Consider the following 20,766-nt stretch of genomic DNA (forward strand, 5'->3'; position numbering starts at 1 on the left):
GTCGCGACCAAACAGACCCTTCTCGACTTTTCGCATGGAACCCAGCTCTTTCGTGAGTGTGATGTCGATATTGCCCAGGTGCGTTCAAGGCGCTTTTGGTGCGTTTAATCTATGCGCGCAGGCTCGGTTTCCATCAGGGCTTTGATGTGTGGTCCGTACTGGAAGAGTGATTCGGCAGTCAACATTTCCAGGTGCGCGCATTCGATCGGGTAGCTGTTGATGTCACCAGAAACGTAGGGTCGCCAACTTTGCGTAGGACACGAGCCCCGATCGCCCTTATCCCGCATAGCGGAGAATAGGGTTATATCCCCATCGAAGACGCCGGGTTCGTGGACTTGAGCCAATGCCTGGTTACGGTTGATGTTCTGAACACCGAAATCCACAAGTTGCTTGTACCGAGCAAATTCGACGATTCCTTGTTCGCGAAGGAGCGCTTCCACCCGTTCAACGGTGAGCGGCTCGTTCTGTTCGGGAACATCTATACGACACAGTCGCAAGACCTCTTCTAGCACGTCCTGTTCGCCCACATTCGGCAGGTCGACGCCGCTGTCGGTGACGAGTAAAGCGTCGAGAAGGACGAGGTGTGCGATTACGCATCCGCGCCGCTGCAGCTCGATGGCAATTTCATGCGCGACAATGCCGCCAAACGACCAGCCGAGAAGGTTGTAGGGCCCGGTTGGATCAACCCCTTGGATCCGGTCGGCGTAGGTTACCGCCATCTCGCGGATCGACTCAGGTTCGGCCTCGCCATTTTGCGGGGTTTGTTGAATGCCAATGATCGGGCAGTCCAAGTAATCACCCAGAGCGTAATACGGCCAGACCAGCCCGCCCGCGGGATGGATGCAGAACAGCGGGCGGCCCGCGCCCTGTTTGAGGAACTCAACGGGGACCAGTTCCACTTCGGCGGTATCTTGGTCCAATTGCTGGCTCAAGCTTCTCACGGACGGCGCCAGGAATAGTGTGCGCACCGCGAGGTTGGCGTCCAGGCTGGTGTTGATCGCGGCGATCAGGCGCATCGCCGACAGCGAATCCCCGCCCAAATCGAAGAAGGAGTCGTCGACCCCGACCCGTTCGAGGCCGAGTATTTGGGCGTAAATGCCGGCCATGATCTCCTCGGTGGGGGTGGTTGGGGCGCAATAGCGATCGCCCCGTTGGTATTCCGGCGCCGGCAGGGCGCGGGTGTCAAGTTTGCCGTTGCCCGTCAGGGGCAGTGCGTCAAGCACCACGACTGCGGCGGGCACCATGTAGCCCGGGAGTCGCTGCATGAGCTTTGTGCGGGTGTCGACCGGATCTGCGGTGCCGGTGATGTAGCCGATCAGGCGTTTGTCACCGGGGCGGTCCTCGCGCGCGATCACCGCCGCTTGATCTACCCCGTCGATTGCGGCCAGGGCGGCGCGGACTTCTCCGAGTTCGATGCGGTAACCCCGGATTTTGACTTGCTCGTCGGCGCGGCCCAGGTACTGCAGTTGCCCGTCGGGGCCCCACTTCACCAGGTCTCCGGTGCGATACATCCGTGTCCCCGGTGCCCCGAACGGGCAGGCAACAAACCGCGATGCGGTCAATCCCGCGCGGAACATATAGCCGACCCCGACTCCGACACCGGCCACATACAACTCCCCGACCACCCCGACCGGCACCGGACGCGCCCACTGATCCAGCACGAACAACGCGGCACCTGGGAGCGGTGAGCCGATCGGCGGCGCACCTGAACCGGCGACCAACGGCGCACTCCTGGAGGCACACACCGTGGTCTCGGTCGGGCCGTATTCATTGACCATCAGCCGCCCCGGCGCCCACTGATCCACCACCTCGGCCGGGCAGGCCTCACCGGCCACCAGTAACGCCATCGACTCCAAGCCCTCAGGGGAGAGCATCGCCAGCGGAGACGGCGACTGACTCGACACACTGACCTGTTCGGCGACGAGCAAGGCATGCAAGTCTTCGGCCGAGCGTGTCACCGACTCGGGCACCACCACCAGCCGTCCCCCATGCAGCAACGTACGCCACATCTCTTCGACCGAGGCGTCGAAGGCCAAGGAATGCCCCAGCGTCGACGGCCCTGCCGGCAGGTGGATATCCGGCGGCCCGAACATCTGGGTGACGTTGTGGTGGGTGATGGCAACGCCTTTGGGCACACCGGTGGTGCCAGAGGTGTAGATGAGGTAGGCGATGTCGTCGGGCGCCGGCGCGGACAGGTCGGTGCACGGGTAGCTGTTGATGCCGGGGTCGTTGACGTCGATGACCACCAAGTCGCACGAGTACTCACCGAACCGATCGGTGAGCTCGGTGGTAGTGAGCGCGGCGATCGGCGCGACATCGGCCAGGATGAATTCGATTCGCGCGTCGGGATGCGCGGGGTCGATCGGCAGGTAGGCCGCCCCGGTCTTGAGCACCGCCAGGATCGCCACGATCGCCTCGGTGCAACGGGAAAACAGCAGTGCCACAGTCTGTCCCGGGCCCGCCCCGTGGCCGGCCAGCAGATGCGCCAACCGGTCAGCTGCGTGGTCGAGGTCTCGGTAGGTCATCGAGTCGCCGTCGCAGGTGATCGCCACCGCCTCGGGCGTACGCGCCACCTGCGCAGCGAACAGCGTCGGAATCGACACCGCGGTGGACTGCGCCGCGGTCAACGCGGCCCGGTTGCCGATCCCGTCGAGGTGGGCGTGCTCACGCTCGTCGAGCAGATCGACCGCTGACAACTGCCGGCTGGGGTCGGCACTCACGGCCGCCAACACTCGGCGCAACCGCTCGATCAACGCCTCGATGCTGGCCGCATCGAACACGTCGGTGCGATACTCCACCGACCCGCCGATCCCGGCCGGCTGGCCGGCCTCGGCGAAACGTTCGGCCAGCGTGAATGTCAGATCCATGCGGGCGACCCGCGTGTCCGCCGATAGCGGCGTGACCTGCAAATCACCCAAAGCAAGCCCAGCGGCCAGGTCATTGTCGGGCCCGGCGAAGTTTTGCCAGGCCAGCGCCACCTGCACCAGCGGGTGATGGGCCAGGCTGCGGGTGGGGTTGAGCCGCTCGACGAGTAACTCGAAGGGCACATCCTGGTGCTCGTAGGCGGCCAGGCTGCGGGCGCGCACCTGGTCGAGGGCTTCGGTGAAGCTGGGATCACCCGACAAATCGACCCGCAGCACCAAGGTATTGACGAAGAATCCCACCAGCTCATCGAGCGCGGGATCGTCACGCCCGGCGATCGCGAACCCGACCGCCACATCATTGCTGGTGCTGAGCTTGGCCAGCAGCACCGCCAGGGCGGCCTGAATCACCATGAAGCTCGTCGCGTTGTGCTCGCGAGCGACCCGACGAATCTGCTGCTGCAGCTCGGCGGGCCAGTCCACCATCACACTGGCGCCGCGGTAATCGGCCACCGGCGGGTAGGGCCGATCGGTGGGCAATGCCAGGCGTTCGGGCAGCCCGGCCAGTTCCTGTTCCCAATAAGCCAGCTGCGCAGCAATCGGGCTGTCGGCATCGGCCACGTCCCCGAGCTGTGCGCGCTGCCACAACGTGTAATCGACATACTGCACCGCCAACGGCGCCCAACCCGGCGCCCGCCCCGCACACCGGCTGGCATAGGCCACCCCCAAATCAGCCACCAGGGGGGCCATCGACAAGCCGTCGCCGGCGATATGGTGCATCACGGCCACCAGCACGTGCTCGTCCTCAGCGACGCGGAAAAGCTTTGCCCGCAAAGGGATCTCGGTGGCCAACTCAAACGAGTGCCGCACCGTGGGGTCGATGGCATCCTGCAGCCGATCCGCCGACCAGCCGGTGGCATCGACGACCTGCCAGCCGAAGTCGGCCCGCTCGGCAGGGATCACTACCTGGCGTGGTGTCCCGTCGACCGCGGGGAACAAGGTGCGCAGGCTTTGCTGGCGAGCCACCACATCGGCCAGGGCCGCCCCCAACGCATCTGCATCCAGGCGCCCACTGAGCCGCAACGCCGCAGCCATGTTGTAGACGGGTGACGGCCCCAGCAATTGATCGATGAACCACAACCGCTGCTGGGCAAACGACAACGGCACCACCGCAGGCCGCTCGAGGGCCACCAACGGCTCGCGCCGAGCCCCGTCGACACCCACACGCAACGCCAACTGGGCCACCGTTGGCGCCTCGAACACCGTGCGCACCGACAACTCGGCGCCCAAACCCGTCTCGATCGCGGCGACCAGACGCATCGCCAACAACGAATCCCCACCCGAATCGAAGAACGAGTCATCGACACCGACCTCGTCGGTCCCCAACACCTCGGCGAACACGCCGGCCAAGATCTCCTCGACCGGGCTGGCCGGAGCGCGATAACCGGCGTTCTGATACGCCGGCGCCGGCAGGGCGCGGGTATCGAGTTTGCCATTGGGCGTGAGCGGCAGCGCCGCCAACACCACGACCGCGGCCGGCACCATATACTCCGGCAACCGTTCGCCCAGCGCGGTGCGTAGCTCGGCCGGGCTGGCCGTCCCGGTGACATAGCCGACCAGGCGTTTGTCGCCCGGGCGGTCCTCGCGGGCTACCACGACCGCCTGCTGCACCCCGTCCAGCGCTGCCAGAGCCGCCTGGACCTCCCCCAGTTCGATGCGATACCCGCGGATCTTGACCTGCTCATCAGCACGTCCCAAATAGCGCAGCTGCTCATCAGCACCCCACCACACCAAATCTCCGGTGCGATACATCCGCTGCCCCGGCGCCCCGAACGGGCACGCCACAAACCGCGACCCGGTCAACGAAGACCGGCCCACATATCCGTTCGCCAGCCCCCCACCGGCCACGTACAACTCCCCGACGACTCCCACCGGAACCGGCCGCAGCCAGGCATCCAGCACAAACAACGCCGCCCCTGACACCGGCGCGCCGATCGGCACCACACCCGAACCCGCCGCCAGCGGCGCGCTCATCGCGGCATAAATCGTGACCTCGGTCGGGCCATAGGCATTGACCATCACCCGCCCCGGCGCCCAGCGATCCACCACCTCGGCCGAGCAGGCCTCACCACCCACCAGCAGCGCCACCGACTCCAATCCCTCAACCGGCAACGCCGCCACCGCCGACGGTGTCTGGGTCAACACGCTGACCTGCTCCGCCACCATCAGGGCATGAAACTCTTCCGGGGAACTCGTCACCGACTCGGGCACCACCACTAGGCGCCCACCGTGCAACAACGCGCCCCAGATCTCCCACACCGAGAAGTCAAAGACATAGGGATGGCACTGCGTCCACACTCGTCCGGTCGGCAGGCCGGCGTTCAATGACTCCACGTGCTGGGTGAGGTTGTGATGGGTGATCGCCACTCCCTTCGGCACCCCGGTGGTGCCCGAGGTGTAGATCAAATAGGCGATGTCGTCGGGGGCCGGCCCCGGCACACCCGTGCTCGGGTAGATGTCCACGCGGGGATCGTCGACATCGATGACCAGCAGCTGACGCTCGTCGAGACGCACCCGCAGGTCCGCCGTGGTGATCGCCGCGATCGGCTGAGCGTCGTCGAGCAGGAATCCGATCCGCTCCGCCGGCGCCGCCGGGTCGATCGGCAGATACGCCGCCCCGGCCTTGAGCACCGCCAGAATCGCCACGACCGCCTCCATCGACCGGGAAAGCAGCAGCGCTACAGGCGTCCCCGCGCCCACTCCTTCGGCTAGCAAGAAGTGCGCCAGCCGGTTCGACGACTCATCAAGCTCGCGGTAGGTCATAGAGCGGCCTGCACACGTCACCGCCACCGCCTCCGGTGCGCGAGTCACCTGCGCGGCGAACAACACCGGGATCGACACCCGCGGCAGTGCGGGTCGGGTCAACGCCGCCCGGTTACCGATTTGATCCAATCGGGCATGCTCACCCTCGCCGAGCAAATCCACCGACGACAGCCGCCGGGTGGGATCGGCGGTCATGGCCACCAACACCCGCTCCAACCGCTCGATCAACGCCTCGATGCTGGCCGCGTCGAACACGTCGGTGCGATATTCGACCGTCCCGGAAATCCCGGCGGGCTCACCGGCCTCGGTCCAGCACTCTTTGAGGAAGAAGACCACATCCATCTTCGCGGTTTGGGTATCACCGACCAGCGGCGTGACCTGAAGATCGCCCAAATTCAGCCCGGTCGCGGGGACATCGATCTGCCCGGGGAAGTTGTTCCAGGCGAACACCACCTGAACCAGCGGGTGATGGGCCAGCGACCGCGCGGGGTTGAGCCGCTCGACGAGCACCTCGAAGGGCACGTCTTGGTGCTCGTAGGCGGCCAGGCTGCGTGCCCGCACCTGGGCCAGCAGCTCCGCCACGGTCGGATCGCCGGTGAGATCGACGCGCAGCACCAGGGTGTTGACGAAAAAGCCCACCAGCTCATCCAGTGCGGGATCGCGGCGCCCGGCGATCGGGAATCCCACTGCCACATCGCTGCTGGCGCTGAGCTTGGACAGCACCACAGCGAGGGCGGCCTGCGTGACCATGAAACCGGTTGCGTTGTGCTCGCGGCCCACTCGGGCAACCTGCTGCTGCAACAGCGCCGGCCACTGCACCGCCACCCTGGCGCCGCGCTGATCGGCCACCGCCGGGTAGGGCCGATCGGTGGGCAGCTGCAGCCGCTCGGGCATCCCGGCCAACGCCTGCTCCCAGTAGGCCACCTGCGCGGCGATGCGGCTTTCAGTGTCATCGAGATCGCCGAACTGCGCGCGTTGCCACAGCGTGTAATCGACGTACTGCACCGGCAATGGCGCCCAGCCCGGGGGTTGCCCCTCGCACCGGCTGGCATAGGCCACCCCTAGGTCGCGCACCAGCCGGGTCGTCGACCAACCATCGGCGGCGATCTCGTGCACCACCGCCACCACCACGTGTTCATCCTCGGCAATGCGGAAAAGTTTTGCCCGCAAAGGGATTTCGGCGGCCAGGTCAAATCCGTAGCTCACCGTGGCGCGGATAGCCTCCTGCAGCCGGCCTGCCGGCCAGCCGGTGGCGTCGACTACGTCCCAACCGAAGTCGGCTTGCGCGGCGGGCACCACCAGCTGCCGCGGTATCCCCTCGACCGCCGGGAACAGGGTGCGCAGGCTCTCGTGGCGGCCCACCACATCAACCAGTGCCGCACCCAGCGCGTCCACGTCAAGTGGCCCGGCCAGCCGCAACGGCAGTACCACGTTGTACAGCGGTGAGGGCCCCTGCAACTGGTCGATAAACCATAACCGGCTCTGGGCAAACGACAACGGAACCACCGCCGGCCGCTCAACCGGCATCAGCGGCTCCAGGCCCCCGCCCTCACCGACATGGGACGCCAACTGGGCCACCGTGGGCGCCTCGAACACCGCACGCACCGAAACATCGGCATCCAGACGGGTGTTCACCGCGGCGATCAAACGCATCGCCGACAGGGAATCCCCACCCAGGTCGAAGAACGAGTCGTCGACTCCGATCTTGTCGATCCCGAGCACCTCGGCATAGATGCCGGCGAGGATTTTTTCGGTCTGGGTCTGGGGCGCCCGGAAGGCTGTGGTGGCAAACACCGGTGCCGGCAAGGCTTTACGGTCGATCTTGCCCGAGGTCGTCATCGGGAACTCGTCGAGCACCACGATATGCGTCGGCACCATGTATTCGGGCAACCACGCGCTCAATTGCTGACGCACCGCGGTGATTTTGGTGTTGGTCTGCGGGTCGTTGGCGTAACCGGTGACCCGGTGGGGCCCGTCAGCAGGCAGATACAGATCGGTCAGCGCCGACGTCTGCTCAGCGTCCGCCGCAGCGATGAACACCGCATCCACGGTGCCCGGTTGGGCACCCCACGTGACGGCGACGTGATATCCGGCGCTCTCCCCAAGACGGTGCAGTTGTTCGGGGACAACGGCATCGGCGCCGTCGGCGAGGGCCAGTGCGTCCTTTAGGGACAGCCCGTCGACAAGGGCTTGTTCGATGTGGACGTCGCTGATAAGTCCGGCGCGGGGGATCTCGGTGACGCGAACGGTGTCGGGACGCTGCGCCACCAACCGGTCGCGTAGCCCGCCCAGGCCCGCACACTGGGTCCACGCCCAGCTGTCGGCGCCGGCCAGTGAGCGCACCGGCGCGGGGGATTTACGGACGACGAGGTCGTAACGATAGCGGTTGAGTTCGTTGTCGGCCATCCCGCGCTTGACTTCAATATCCAGCCCGGCCGTCGACGGGTGGCCAGCAGCCCAGGTGGTGAAAAACTCTGGGGCCAGCAACAATTCGGCTTCGCCGAGTACGGCGCGCTGAACTCGTTGGCGAATCTCGTCGGCGTCGGCGATGTCGGTGGCGCTGCGGGCGAGCGCGATCCCGGTTTGAAACGCGCCCTGCAGACTGTGGTTGCGCACATCGCCGATAAACAGTGCCCCGCCCGGTGCCAGCAATCGCATCGCCACCGCCAGCACGTCGGTCAGATACCGCGCGCTCGGGAAGTACTGGACCACCGAGTTGAGCACCACGAGATCGAAGTGGCCTTCCGGCAGCCCAGCGGCGACATCGGCGGGCTGCACCTGCAACCGCACCCGATCGCCCCACGACCGTCCGGCCACGGCGGCCTGCAGCCGCCGGATCGTCGGCGCGGAGAAGTCCGTCGCCCAATACTCGGAACACATCGGGGCCACCTGGGAAAGCAATAGCCCCGAGCCCACGCCGATCTCCAGCACCCGCGCGGGATGCAGTCGAAGGATCCGATCCACCGTGGCCGAACGCCACTCTTCCATCTCTTCGAGCGGAATCGGATCGTCGGTGTAGCTGCTGTTCCAGCCGCGGAAGTCCATGCCGAACTCCGGCGCCTCCACGTCAGCGCCATACGCCTCGTCGTACAGCTGTTGCCACGCTTCGACGGTTTCGGCGTCGTGCTCGGCCGTCGTGGTCTGCTCGAGGGTCACATAGGCGACCAGATGCGAGCCGGTTTTGCTCTCATGCACGGTCGCGGCCGCGCGCGTGACCTGCGGGCAGCCCAGCAAGGTGTTTTCGATTTCGCCCAGTTCGATGCGGTGTCCACGCAGCTTGATCTGTGCGTCGGCACGGCCGAGATATTCCAGGGTTCCGTCGGGTGCCCAGCGCACCAGATCGCCGGTGCGATACAGCCGCGCGCCCGCAGGCCCGTAGGGATCCGCCACGAATCGTTCCGCGGTCAATTCCGCCCGGCCCAGGTAGCCGCACGCCACCGCCGGTCCGCCCAGATACAGGTCACCGACCACCCCGATCGGGGCGGGGTTCAGCCGCGCGTCGAGCACCAGTGCGCGCATCCCCTGGAGCGGGGTGCCGATGCGGACCGGCTGCCCCGCCAGCAGCGGCGCAGTGGTGGCCCAGATCGTGGCCTCGGTGGGACCATAGCCGTTGAACATGCACCGCCCCGGCGCCCACGCGGTCACCAACTCGTCCGGGCAGGCCTCACCACCGACGATCAGCGTGGACAATCCAGCCAGCCGGGTTCGATCCAGCGTCGAGAGCAGCGTCGGGGTCATCACCGCGGCGTTGACCCGATGCTCCTCCAGCAAGGCGGTCAGCGCCTCGCCGGCAAAGACCTCCGGCGGCGCAACCACCAACGCGCCCCGCGCTCCCACCGCGACCAATAGCTCGCCGAGCGCGGCGTCAAATGTCGGGGAGAGCACCGCCAGCATCCGGGCGTGCTCGCCCATGCCGAATACCTCGCGGTGCGCCGCGGCCACCCCGGGCAGACCGCCGTGGGTGACCGCCACACCCTTGGGGGTGCCGGTGGACCCCGACGTGAAGATCACATAGGCGGTGTTATCCGGTCCCAGCGACGCCAGCCGGTCGGCGTCGGTGATCGCCCCCGCGCACCGCCCAGACAGGTCCAGGCCGTCCATGCGCAGCACCGCGCGCGTCCCGGCCCCGGCCACGACGTCGGCATCGCGGGTCAGGACGCACACCGCGTCCACCGTGTCCAGCACCGTGGTGATCCGCTCGACGGGGTGAGTGGGATCGACCGGCACATACACGCCGCCGGCTTTCTGCACCGCCCACCACGCCACCACCAGCTCCGTGGACCGGCCGATCGCCACGCCGACGGCGCGTTCCGGACCCACTCCTGCCTCGATCAGCACTCGCGCCAGCCGCGTCGATGACTGGTCGAGTTCGCGATAGGACAGGTTCCGGGCATGATCGACGACCGCCACCGCGTCCGGGTCGGCGGCCACCGCCGCTGCCAACAACTCCGGCGCTACTCCCGTCGGCGCCTCGACGCCGGCGCCAGACCACCGCGAGAGCACCAAATCCCGCTCCCCGGGATCCAGCAACGCCAGGTCGCCCACCACCACCGACGCGTCCGCTACGACCGCTTCGATCACCCGCTCAAACCACGTGACGAAGCGCTCGATGGTGACCCGGTCGTACAGATCGGTCGCGTAGGTCACGACGCCGGCGGCCATCGGCGCGGTCGGGTCCTCGGAGGGCACCTCCCGCAGATCGACGTCCAGGTCGAACTTGGCGGTGCGGCTGTCCACCGCGAGTGGCTCGACGCTGAGCCCGTCCAGAGCCACGTCGGGGCGCACATTGTTCTGGAAGGCCAAGGCCACCTGGAACAGCGGATGATGCGCCGTGGAGCGCACCGGGTTGAGCTGCTCGACCAGCCGCTCGAAGGGCAGATCCTGGTTGCTGTAGGCGTCCAGCGCCTTCTGACGCACGCCCTCGAGCACCTCGCTGAACCGGTTCGCGGGTGTCACACCCACCCGCAACACCCACGTGTTGACGAAGAACCCGACCAGCTCATCGAGCGCCGCATCCATCCGGCCGGCGATCGGGGTGCCGATCGCGAGGTCTTCGCCGGCCCCGGCCCGGTGCAACACCACCGCCATGGCAGCCTGCAACACCATCGAGGCGGTCGCATTATGCGCAGCCGCCAACGCCTTGATTCCGGCCCACAGCCGCGGATCGAGGTGCACGTCCACCGCATCGCCGCGGTAGCTCGGCACCGGCGGGCGCGCCCGGTCCGCCGGCAGCGACGCCACCTCGGGTAGATCGGCCAACTCCTGCCGCCAGTACGCCAGCTGCCCGGCGATCACGCTGTCGGGATCGGACTCGACGCCCAACCATTCCCGTTGCCAGAGCGTGTAATCGGCGTACTGCACCGGCAACGGCGCCAACTGCAGGGTCTGGCCCTGCCGGCGCGCCCGGTATGCCTCGCCGATATCTCTGGCCATCGGCGCCAGGGACCACCCGTCACACGCGATGTGGTGCACCACAATTCCCACGACATGCTGCTCCGGGCTCACCGCATAGATCTGCGCCCGAATCGGGATCTCGGTTGCCAGGTCAAACCGATGGCCGGCCAGCCCCACCAGCTCGCCGACCAGATCCTGCTCCGCCAACGACACGACTGCCGGGCTCCCGCGACGCCACATCCCCGCCTCGGCCGGCAGTACCTGCTGGAACGGCACACCGTCGATATCCGGAAATATGGTGCGCAGCGTCTCGTGGCGGGCGATCACGTCATCGATTGCCGCCGCCAGCGCCTCGACGTCCAGCAACCCGCTGATCCGAAACGCGGTCGGCATGTTGTAGGTCGTCACCCCGCCCTCGAATCGGTCGAGGAACCACAACCGGCTCTGGGCATACGACAGCGGCACCACCGTGGGCCGCTCGCCGGCCACCAGCGGCTTACGCCCATTCCCGGCCCCGCCGATACGGGGCGCCAACTGGGCGATCGTGGGCGACTCGAACACCGTGCGTACCGCAAGGCCGGCGTCCAGGGATTTGTTGATGGCGGCGATGACCCGCATGGCAGACAGCGAATCCCCGCCCAGGTCGAAGAAGGAGTCATCGACCCCGACCCGGTCGAGCCCGAGCACCTGGGCGTAGATGCCGGCCAGGATCTCCTCGGTGAGAGTAGCCGGGGCGCGGTACCGATCACCCTCCCCGTATTCGGGCGCCGGCAAGGCCCGGGTATCCAGCTTGCCGTTGACCGTGAGCGGCAGCGCATCGATCACCACCACCGCCGCCGGCACCATGTAGGCCGGAAGCCGCTGACCCAGCCATGCCCGAACCTCGGCCGGGTCAGCGGTTCCGGTGACATAACCCACCAGCCGCTTGTCGCCGGGGCGGTCCTCGCGGGCGATGACCGCCGCGTGCTCCACCCCGTCGAATGCGGCCAGCGTCGCCTGGATTTCGCCGAGCTCGATGCGATATCCCCGGATCTTGACCTGCTCATCGGCGCGCCCCAAATACCGCAGCTGCCCATCGGGACCCCAACTCACCAGATCCCCGGTCCGATACATCCGCGCGCCGGACTCGCCGAACGGGCACGCCACAAACCGCGACGCCGTCAGCCCCGCGCGCCCCAGGTATCCGTACGCCAGTCCGCCGCCGGCCACGTACAACTCCCCGGTCACCCCGACGGGCACCGGGTGCAAGCCGGTGTCCAGCACGAAAAAGCCGAGATGGTTCAGCGGCAAGCCGATCGGGCTGACACTGCGGTCGACGTCGGCGACGGTGATTTCCCGGAACGAGGCGTGCACCGTCGTCTCGGTGATGCCGTACATGTTGATCAGCCGCGGTGATCGTGGGTGGCGGTCCAACCACGTCCCAAGGCGCTGCGGTTCGAGCGCCTCGCCACCGAACACCACCATCTGCAGCTTGAGCCGTTGCTCGGACTCGGGTGCCCGCGCATCGGCGGTTTGCAGCGCATAAAACGCCGACGGCGTCTGACTCAATACGCTGACCTGTTCGGCAATCAGCAAAGCGTGCAGCTCTTCAGGCGAGCATGTCACGGACTCCGGCACCACCACGAGCCGTCCGCCGTGCAACAGCGCACCGAAGATTTCCCACACCGAGTAGTCGAAGGCCAGCGAGTGACACTGCGTCCACACCTGCCCCACCAGCTGTTGGTCCGCATTCAAGGAGTCCAGTAGCCGGATCACATTCTGGTGAGCGACGGCCACCCCCTTGGGAACCCCGGTGGTGCCCGAGGTGTAGATCAGGTAGGCGATCGCTTCGGGACCTGGGGCCGGCAGGCCCGTGCACGGGCAGCCGAGGATGCGCGGGTCCGCGACGTCGATGACCGGCAGGCCACAACCGTCGAACCGCTCGGCCAGTCCTGCGGTGGTGATCGCGGCGATCGGTGCGGCATCGGCAACCATGAACTCCATGCGCGCGGTCGGATGCGCCGGGTCGATCGCCAGATAGGCCGCCCCGGTCTTGAGCACCGCCATTACCGCCAGGACCGCCTCGGCCGACCGTGGCAACAGCAGCGCCACATTCTGTCCCGGGCCGGCGCCCAGGGCGGCCAGCAGGTGCGCCAACCGGTTGGACGCCTCGTCGAGCTCGCGGTAGGTCATCGACTGGCCTGCGAAGGTGACCGCCGCCGCCTCTGGCGTGCGCGCCACCTGAGCGGCGAACACCGCCGGGATCGACGCCACGCTTGGCACCGTCCGGGCCAGCGCCCCCCGGTTACCGATCTTGTCCAGGTGGGTGTGCTCGTCGGCATCCATCAGGTCCACCGACGACAACCGTCGGCTGGGGTCGGCGATCATGGCCGTCAATGCGCGCCGCAACCGCTCGATCAGCGCCTCGATGCTGGCCGCGTCGAAGACGTCGGTGCGAAACTCCACGTCCCCGGCGATTCCGGCGGGGTCCCCGGCCTGGGTGAAACGTTCCGCGAGGGTGAACGTCAGATCCATGCGCGCCGATTGAGTGTCCACGGGCAAACGCGTGACCTTCAGGTCACCCAGGTCCAGCCCGGCGGCGGGGTCGCTGGTGTGCCCCGGGAAGTTCTGCCAGGCCAACACCACCTGTATCAGCGGGTGGTGGGCCAGGCTTCGGGTCGGGTTAAGTCGATCGACGAGCACCTCGAAGGGCACGTCTTGGTGTTCGTAGGCGGCGACGCTGCGCGACCGCACCTGGGCCAGCAACTCGGCCACGGTGGGGTCCCCGGCCAAATCGGCCCGCAGCACCAGGGTGTTGATGAAGAACCCCACCAGCTCATCGAGCGCTGGGTCGCTCCGTCCGGCCGTCGCGAATCCGACTGCCACGTCGCTGCTGGCGCTGAGCTTGCCCAGCAGTACGGCCAGGGCGGCCTGGATCACCATGAAGCTGGTCGCGTTGTGCTCGCGTGCCACCGCGCGCACCCGCTCTTGGAGCTCGGCCGGCCAGTCCACGATTACGCTGGCGCCGCGGTAATCGGCCACCGGCGGGTAGGGCCGATCAGTGGGCAACGCCAGGCGCTCGGGCAGCCCAGCCAGCTCCTGTTCCCAGTAGGCCAGCTGCGCAGCGATCGGACTCTCGCGATCGGCGACATCACCCAACTGCGTACGCTGCCACAGCGTGTAATCGACGTACTGCACCGGCAACGGCGCCCAACCCGGGGCTTGACCCGCACACCGGCTGGCGTAAGCCAGTCCCATATCACGCACCAGTGCGGTGATCGACCAGCCGTCGGCGGCGATGTGGTGCACCACGGCCACCAGCACGTGTTCGTCGTCGGCGACGCGGAAAAGCTTTGCCCGCAAGGGGATCTCGGTGGCCAGATCGAACGTGTGGCACGCCGCGGCGTTTACGGCCTCGCTGAGGCGGCCTGGCGACCAGCCGGTGGCATCAATGATCTGCCAACCGAAATCAACTTCTTCTGAAGGGATAACCACTTGCTGCGGTGTTCCCGTGGGCGCCGTAAACAGCGTGCGGAGGGTCTCATGGCGGGCCACCACATCGGCCAGCGCCGCACCCAACGCCTCGGCATCCAGCCGTCCACGCAGCCGCAGTGCGGCAGGTATGTTGTAGATCGGTGACGGTCCCTGCAATTGGTCGATAAACCACAACCGCTGCTGGGCAAACGACAGCGGAACCGCCGCAGGCCGCTCCACCACCGCCAACGGCTCAAGCCGACTTGCGCCCGCGCAAACGCGGAGCGCCAACTGGGCCACCGTGGGCGACTCGAACACCGTGCGCACCGAAAGCTCGGCGTGCAGGCTGGTTTCGATCACCGCGATCAGGCGCGTCGCCAGCAGCGAATCCCCACCCAGATCAAAAAACGACTCGTCCGCCCCGACACGCTCGACGCCCAGCACGTCCGCGTAGATACCGGCCAGGATCTCCTCGACCGCACTGGCAGGTGCGCGATATCCGGCGTTCTGGTATTCGGGTGCGGGCAGGGCGCGGGTATCGAGTTTGCCGTTGACCGTGAGCGGCAGCGCGTCCAGCACGACCACCGCGGCGGGCACCATGTATTCGGGCAATCGCTCGGCCAGCGCGGTACGCAGTGCGCCGGGATCGACTGTCCCGCTGCTCGATTCGGTGACATAGCCGATGAGGCGCTTGTCGCCGGGGCGGTCTTCGCGGGCGATCACGACCGCTTGCTCGACGCCGTCGAGGGCGGTCAGTGCGCTCTGGATCTCGCCCAGTTCGATGCGGTAGCCGCGGATCTTGACCTGCTCATCAGCACGCCCCAGATACTCCAGCTGCCCATCGGCACGCCAGCGCACCAGATCCCCGGTCCGATACATCCGCTGCGCCGACGCAACGGTGAACGGGCAGGCCACAAACCGCGAGGCGGTCAACGAGGCCCGACCCACATACCCGACCCCGACCCCGGTGCCGGCCACATACAACTCCCCGACCACCCCGGCGGGCACCGGGCGCAACCAGCTGTCGAGGACAAACAGTGCGGCCCCACTGACCGGCGAGCCGATCGGCACCACACCAGCGCCCGCGGACAGCGGGGCGCTGATCGCTACACACATCGTGGTCTCGGTCGGGCCGTACGCATTGACCATCACCCGACCAGGCGCCCACCGATCCACCACCTCGACGGGGCACGCCTCACCGACCACGGCCAAGGCCACCGACTCCAATCCCTCGACCGGCAACGTCGCGAGCGCAGACGGCGTCTGAGTCAACATGCTGACCCGCTCGGCCGCCAAAACCCGATGCAACTCGTGCGGAGAACTGGTCACCGGTTCAGAGACCACCACCAGGCGCCCACCGCGCAACAGCGCACCGAAGATCTCCCACACCGACACGTCGAAAGCCAACGAGTGACACAACGCCCACGTACCCGTCTCCGGCAGGCCCGCGCCCAACGACCCCAACAGTTGGGTCACGTTGGAATGGGTGAGCGCCACCCCTTTGGGCACCCCGGTGGTGCCCGAGGTGTAGATCAAGTACGCGATATCGGCGGGCTCGGGGCCCGTCAATCCGGTACTGGGCTGGGCATCCACAGCGGGATCGTTGACATCGATGACCACCACGTCATGGCTGTCGAGCCGCTTGGCCAGCCCACCGGAAGTCACCGCGGCGATCGGTGCGGCATCGGCCAGCACGAATCCGATCCGCTCATCGGGTACTGCCGGGTCGATCGGCAGATACGCCGCCCCCGTCTTGAGCACAGCCAGGATCGCGGCCACCGCCTCGGCCGAACGCGAAAACAGCAGTGCCACAATCTGTCCCGGGCCCGCACCTCGGCCAGCCAACATGTGCGCCAGCCGATTCGAAGCCTCATCGAGCTCGCGGTAAGTGACCGACTGGCCCTCACCCACCACCGCTACCGCATCCGGAATCCGGGCCACATGAGTCGCGAACAGCGTCGGGATCGACACTGGCACACTCGCCGACTCGCTCAACACCGCGCGATTGCCGATTTCCCCCAGCCGGGCATGCTCACCCGCGCCGAGCACATCCACCGATGACAGCGGCCGGGCCGGGTCGGCGGTCATCGCCACCAACACCCGCTCCAACCGCCCGATCAAATCGCGGACGTCACAGTCAGAAAGCCATTGTCCGGCGCCCCCGAACCCACCCGTCGTGGCGCCGGGCTGCATGCCGAGAAAAAGCCGATCGTGGTCGCTGAAAAAGTCCAGCCCAAGCTGATCGACGAGATTGGTGTGGGTCAGTGTGCCCGAAACCGTGGCACCAGCGATATTCGCCAGATTTGTAGTCGGAATGAAATTGAGGATTATGCGATTCGACCGCCGCGCAGAGCCGCGAAGACGCCTGTTCTCGATGAGGTGCACCGGGAACCGCTGATGGTGCAGCGCTTCTCGCAGTCGCGTGTCGACATGTTCACAAAAACTGGCAACCGAGGACCCCGGCGAAGCTTTTAACACCAGTGGGACGAACCCGGTAATCATGCCGGGCACCGCCTGTGTCTCCGGACGCACCCGCCTGCTTACCGGAAATTCGAACACCACCTCGGAGCTTTCGACGTCGCATCCACCCACCAGCAGCGCGCACGCCGCAGCGATCACCGAAGAGCGGCGCACGCCCAACGCCTGCGCCAATTTTTGGATCCCGGCGACTACGGCGGGGTCTAATTCAACGGGTGGAGACGCCTCATATGGCTCACGCGCGCCCGCTGCGGGCGCCGCGCGATAACGCGGTTCGCTTTCCGCCGGCAGGTTCTTGGCCCAATAGGCCTCATCATCGAGGTAATCGGTGGACGCTTCGTATTCCAGCTCGCACGCAATCAGATCACTCAGCGATCCAAAGAAGACGGGGGGAATCGGTGCGCCCGAAGCCAGGGCGTTGTAGACCTCTCCGATCCGATGGCAAATAAGGGCAAGGCCCATTCCATCCGCCACTATGTGGTGGCAGCACACGAAAAGATAAAACTCGTCCGGCCGCGTTTGCAGTAACGCAAATTTGAACAGCGGGCCATCAAGCGGCATCACCGTGCTCTGAATCGAGGCTGCCAGCCGATAGGCTTCCTGGACGGGGTCCTGCGAGCCCATGTGCTCATAGCAGGCGAGCTCAACGTCCGGGTAATCGACCGCCTGCTGAAAGACCTGGCCATCCACCTGGAAGAAGGCGGCTCTAATCGGTTCGGCCTCGCGCACCACTTGCCGGATCGTGTGCTCAAGCAACCAAGGGTCGACCGTGCCCTCGATTCGCAGAAGATAGCCCAGTTGCCACCTCGCACCTTGGTGGTCCGTTTGCTGCGCAAGCCAGATGTCTAGCTGTCCGCGCGTCAGCGGGAATGGGCCACCGTCGGGTTCCGTCAGTTGTTCGCGCCCAGCCTGCAGCGCCCGGTCATCAATCGTCATCGGATTTCCTTCGCGGTTTAGACGCCAGAACCCCGGCGCTCAGTCGCCAGCCTGGTTCGTAGAGTCTTCGGCCGGATATCGGGCCAGTTCTGTTCGATGTAATCCAGGCACGCAGCGCGATCCGCTTCGCCGTAGACCATCTGCCAGCCGGCCGGAACGTCGGCGAATGCCGGCCACAGGCTGTGTTGCTCTTCGTCATTGATCAGGACGAAAAAGCTGCCATTGTCGTCGTCGAACGGATTGATGCTCACTAGTCCTCCAAGTTCTCGGATTGCGCACTTGCTGTTCTCGACCGGGAGCTCGGGGCTTGACCGAGCAACGGTCTACACATGATCGGGAGCGTATGGGTTTGAATCCTGTTGTAAGGCTTATCAAGCCGCGTAGCGTAGTAACTGCACACACATAGAGTGGTCAGCGCACGCCGACACAGCAGCTTGCGTAGTCGCAGACAGTTGTTCACTAAGGATGCACGTGTCAACGTGGAATTGATTCTGCAACAGCGGTTTCCGTCGCGACTGCGGGTCCGAGCTTTCAGCAAACACTCGGTACCGATTCGATGGCCACAGAGGATCACCCGACGCCGACTAGACAGCTGTGCGCCGGGTCCGACATGCGCGGATACAGTCACCCCCACCCCGGGGGCCGGGTTGAGACCTGTGTCGAACGCTCCCTATCTAGGCTGATGTACGCATTTTGAAAGTGCCGTCGTGCCGATACGGGCGGTGATGCCGTCAGGCGCTGAAGACGATATCGGTTCTGTTCTCCGTCGGGACACTCTGGCAAGCAACGGTTTTCGGTGTCAAAGACCCGAGAAAAGTCGAGAGAGGCGGAATTTCGTCGGCGGCGCATTCGACGCTGATCACCGACGGCCCGTCGACCTCTAACGCCGAATGTATGGCGGCGCTCAAACCGTCGACGTCGTCGACGTCGACCGATGGAAGGTCCGGAAACATCGCGGCGAGACCGGCTCCGAGCCGACTCGTTGTGAAGGTGTTGTGACTATGCCGATTCCCGTAGAACAACTTTTCGCTCATTGCGCACATGGCGTGGGCGTTGTTGTTGAATAAGACGAACGTCACCGGTAGCCGGTATTGCACAGCGGTATGCACCTCCATGCCGTGTGTGAAGAAGGCGCCGTCCCCCGCTATCACCACGACGCGCTCGTGTCGCGGCCCGAATCTTCTACGGCCGAAGGCCATTCCGATACCGGCGCCAAAGCTGTAGCCCATGCCGGGGGCGACCGCGAACCGGCCCCCGCGGCGAACCGGCAGATAATGGACGGCCGCCGCGCCGCTATTGCCGACGTCGACGACAACATCGACCCCATCGGGCAACACGCGGTCGAGCATGCTCATCGCGTCGCGATAGCGCACCCCGGGACCGTCGAAGATCGGCATATTCACCTCGCTGCTCGACACGGCGTCGGGAACTCGAATTCCGGTCGGCCGCTCGCGCCCGGTCAGCGCGCTCGTCAGCATATGCAGCGATGCCTGCAGATCGTCGGTGTGGACGTGGGTGCAGGCGACGTATGGCGGTACCGATCCGATTGAGATGGTGGGCACCGCGGCCAGCGCATCGTCCAAACCTGCGCGCGCTGTCATAGGCAACCGGGTGCCCACCACCAGGCACAACGCGCTGCCGGCCACCGCTTTCGCCACACCCGGGTGGCCCATGACACCGGTGACGCCAAGCGCCGAAGACAACCCGAAACCCGGTGTGCCGGCGGCATCCTTGGCGTGCGGCACGCACGCCACCCGGGCGCGGAGCACCGCCCGCAACGACGCCAGTTCGGCTCGCGCATCGTCACGAACCACCTGTTCACCGGCGATGATCGTCACCGGCCCCGTCACCCGGCGCAGCATTTGCACGATCGGACGCGGATCACCGATGTCCCGTGGACTATCAATTCCGCGCTCGGGCATAAGGCCGTGGATGCACACGTCAGATTGCTGAACGTCTTTGGGCAGCAACAACACCGCAGGCCCGCCCGTTCGCGCCGCCGCCACGGCGGCGGGCAGCGCCGAGGCGATGTCCGCGGGGGCCCGCACCCGTCGGCAGAACACCGACACCTCGGAGAACAGCGCCTCGGCATTCAGTGAACCGTTGCGGCCGCTCGTGTCCTGAAAGCTGCCGCGACCATCCATCGCGGTTGCCGGCTGACCCACCAACGCCAACAGCGGCGTGCGGCTGGTCGACGATTCCTCGAGGCAGGCAACAAGGTTCAGCGCGCCCACGCCGGACGCCGCCACCACGCCTAAGCCACCGCCACTGCGCCTATAACCGTCGGCCATCGCCGCGGCCGAGAATTCGTGTTTGGCCAACACCGCGCCGATGTCCGAGTGTGAGAATGCGGCGTCGTACAGGTCTTCGATGTTGCCGCCGTCGACGCCGAATATGTAGTCGACTCCGATTGACGCGAGATACCCGACGATGTGGTCGACCACCCGGTGGCTGTGAGACATGATTTCAACCCCTGGAAACGGTGTAAGTATGTTGCGTGCCCGCTCCAGCCCGGTGGAGAATTTGAGCTTATGTTTGCTCGAACAGCCCTCATGAACCGATTGATTCGACTCAAGTGGTACGCGCGCACAGATCGAGTGGTAATCCGGCAGGTAGTACGTGCCGGCTCGCTCGCGGCCGGCTTGACCAGCGGTCACAGAGTGCTCGGACCGTCGCCCAGCAGCGGAGAAATGCATTGCCTGCGCCGAGCCTAACGCGTGCAGCACTCGCGCTATCCGCTTGCGCGGGAGGGTCTTTCGGATTGCGAACGACGCGGGCCGGTGCCTGAGACCGGGGCGAACCACCCAGCAGCCGCGGGGCT

Annotated in this window: 3 protein-coding genes; all 3 read right to left on the minus strand. The window is 66.2% G+C overall.

Going from position 1 to position 20,766, the window contains the following annotated elements:
* Positions 1 to 104 precede the first annotated feature (104 nt).
* A complete protein-coding gene (locus tag DQP58_RS05660; protein WP_112707514.1) occupies positions 105 to 17,945 on the minus strand; it encodes a non-ribosomal peptide synthetase in 17,841 nt (5,946 codons plus the stop codon).
* Between the two features lie 17 nt (positions 17,946 to 17,962).
* On the minus strand, positions 17,963 to 18,196 hold the full coding sequence (locus tag DQP58_RS05665; RefSeq protein WP_112707515.1) for an MbtH family protein: 234 nt from the start codon (positions 18,194 to 18,196) through the stop codon (positions 17,963 to 17,965).
* Between the two features lie 480 nt (positions 18,197 to 18,676).
* A complete protein-coding gene (locus DQP58_RS05670) occupies positions 18,677 to 20,407 on the minus strand; it encodes a thiamine pyrophosphate-binding protein (RefSeq protein WP_112707516.1) in 1,731 nt (576 codons plus the stop codon).
* Positions 20,408 to 20,766 lie beyond the last annotated feature (359 nt).

The sequence above is a fragment of the Mycobacterium colombiense genome (genome assembly GCF_003284975.1).
GTDB lineage: Bacteria > Actinomycetota > Actinomycetes > Mycobacteriales > Mycobacteriaceae > Mycobacterium > Mycobacterium europaeum_A.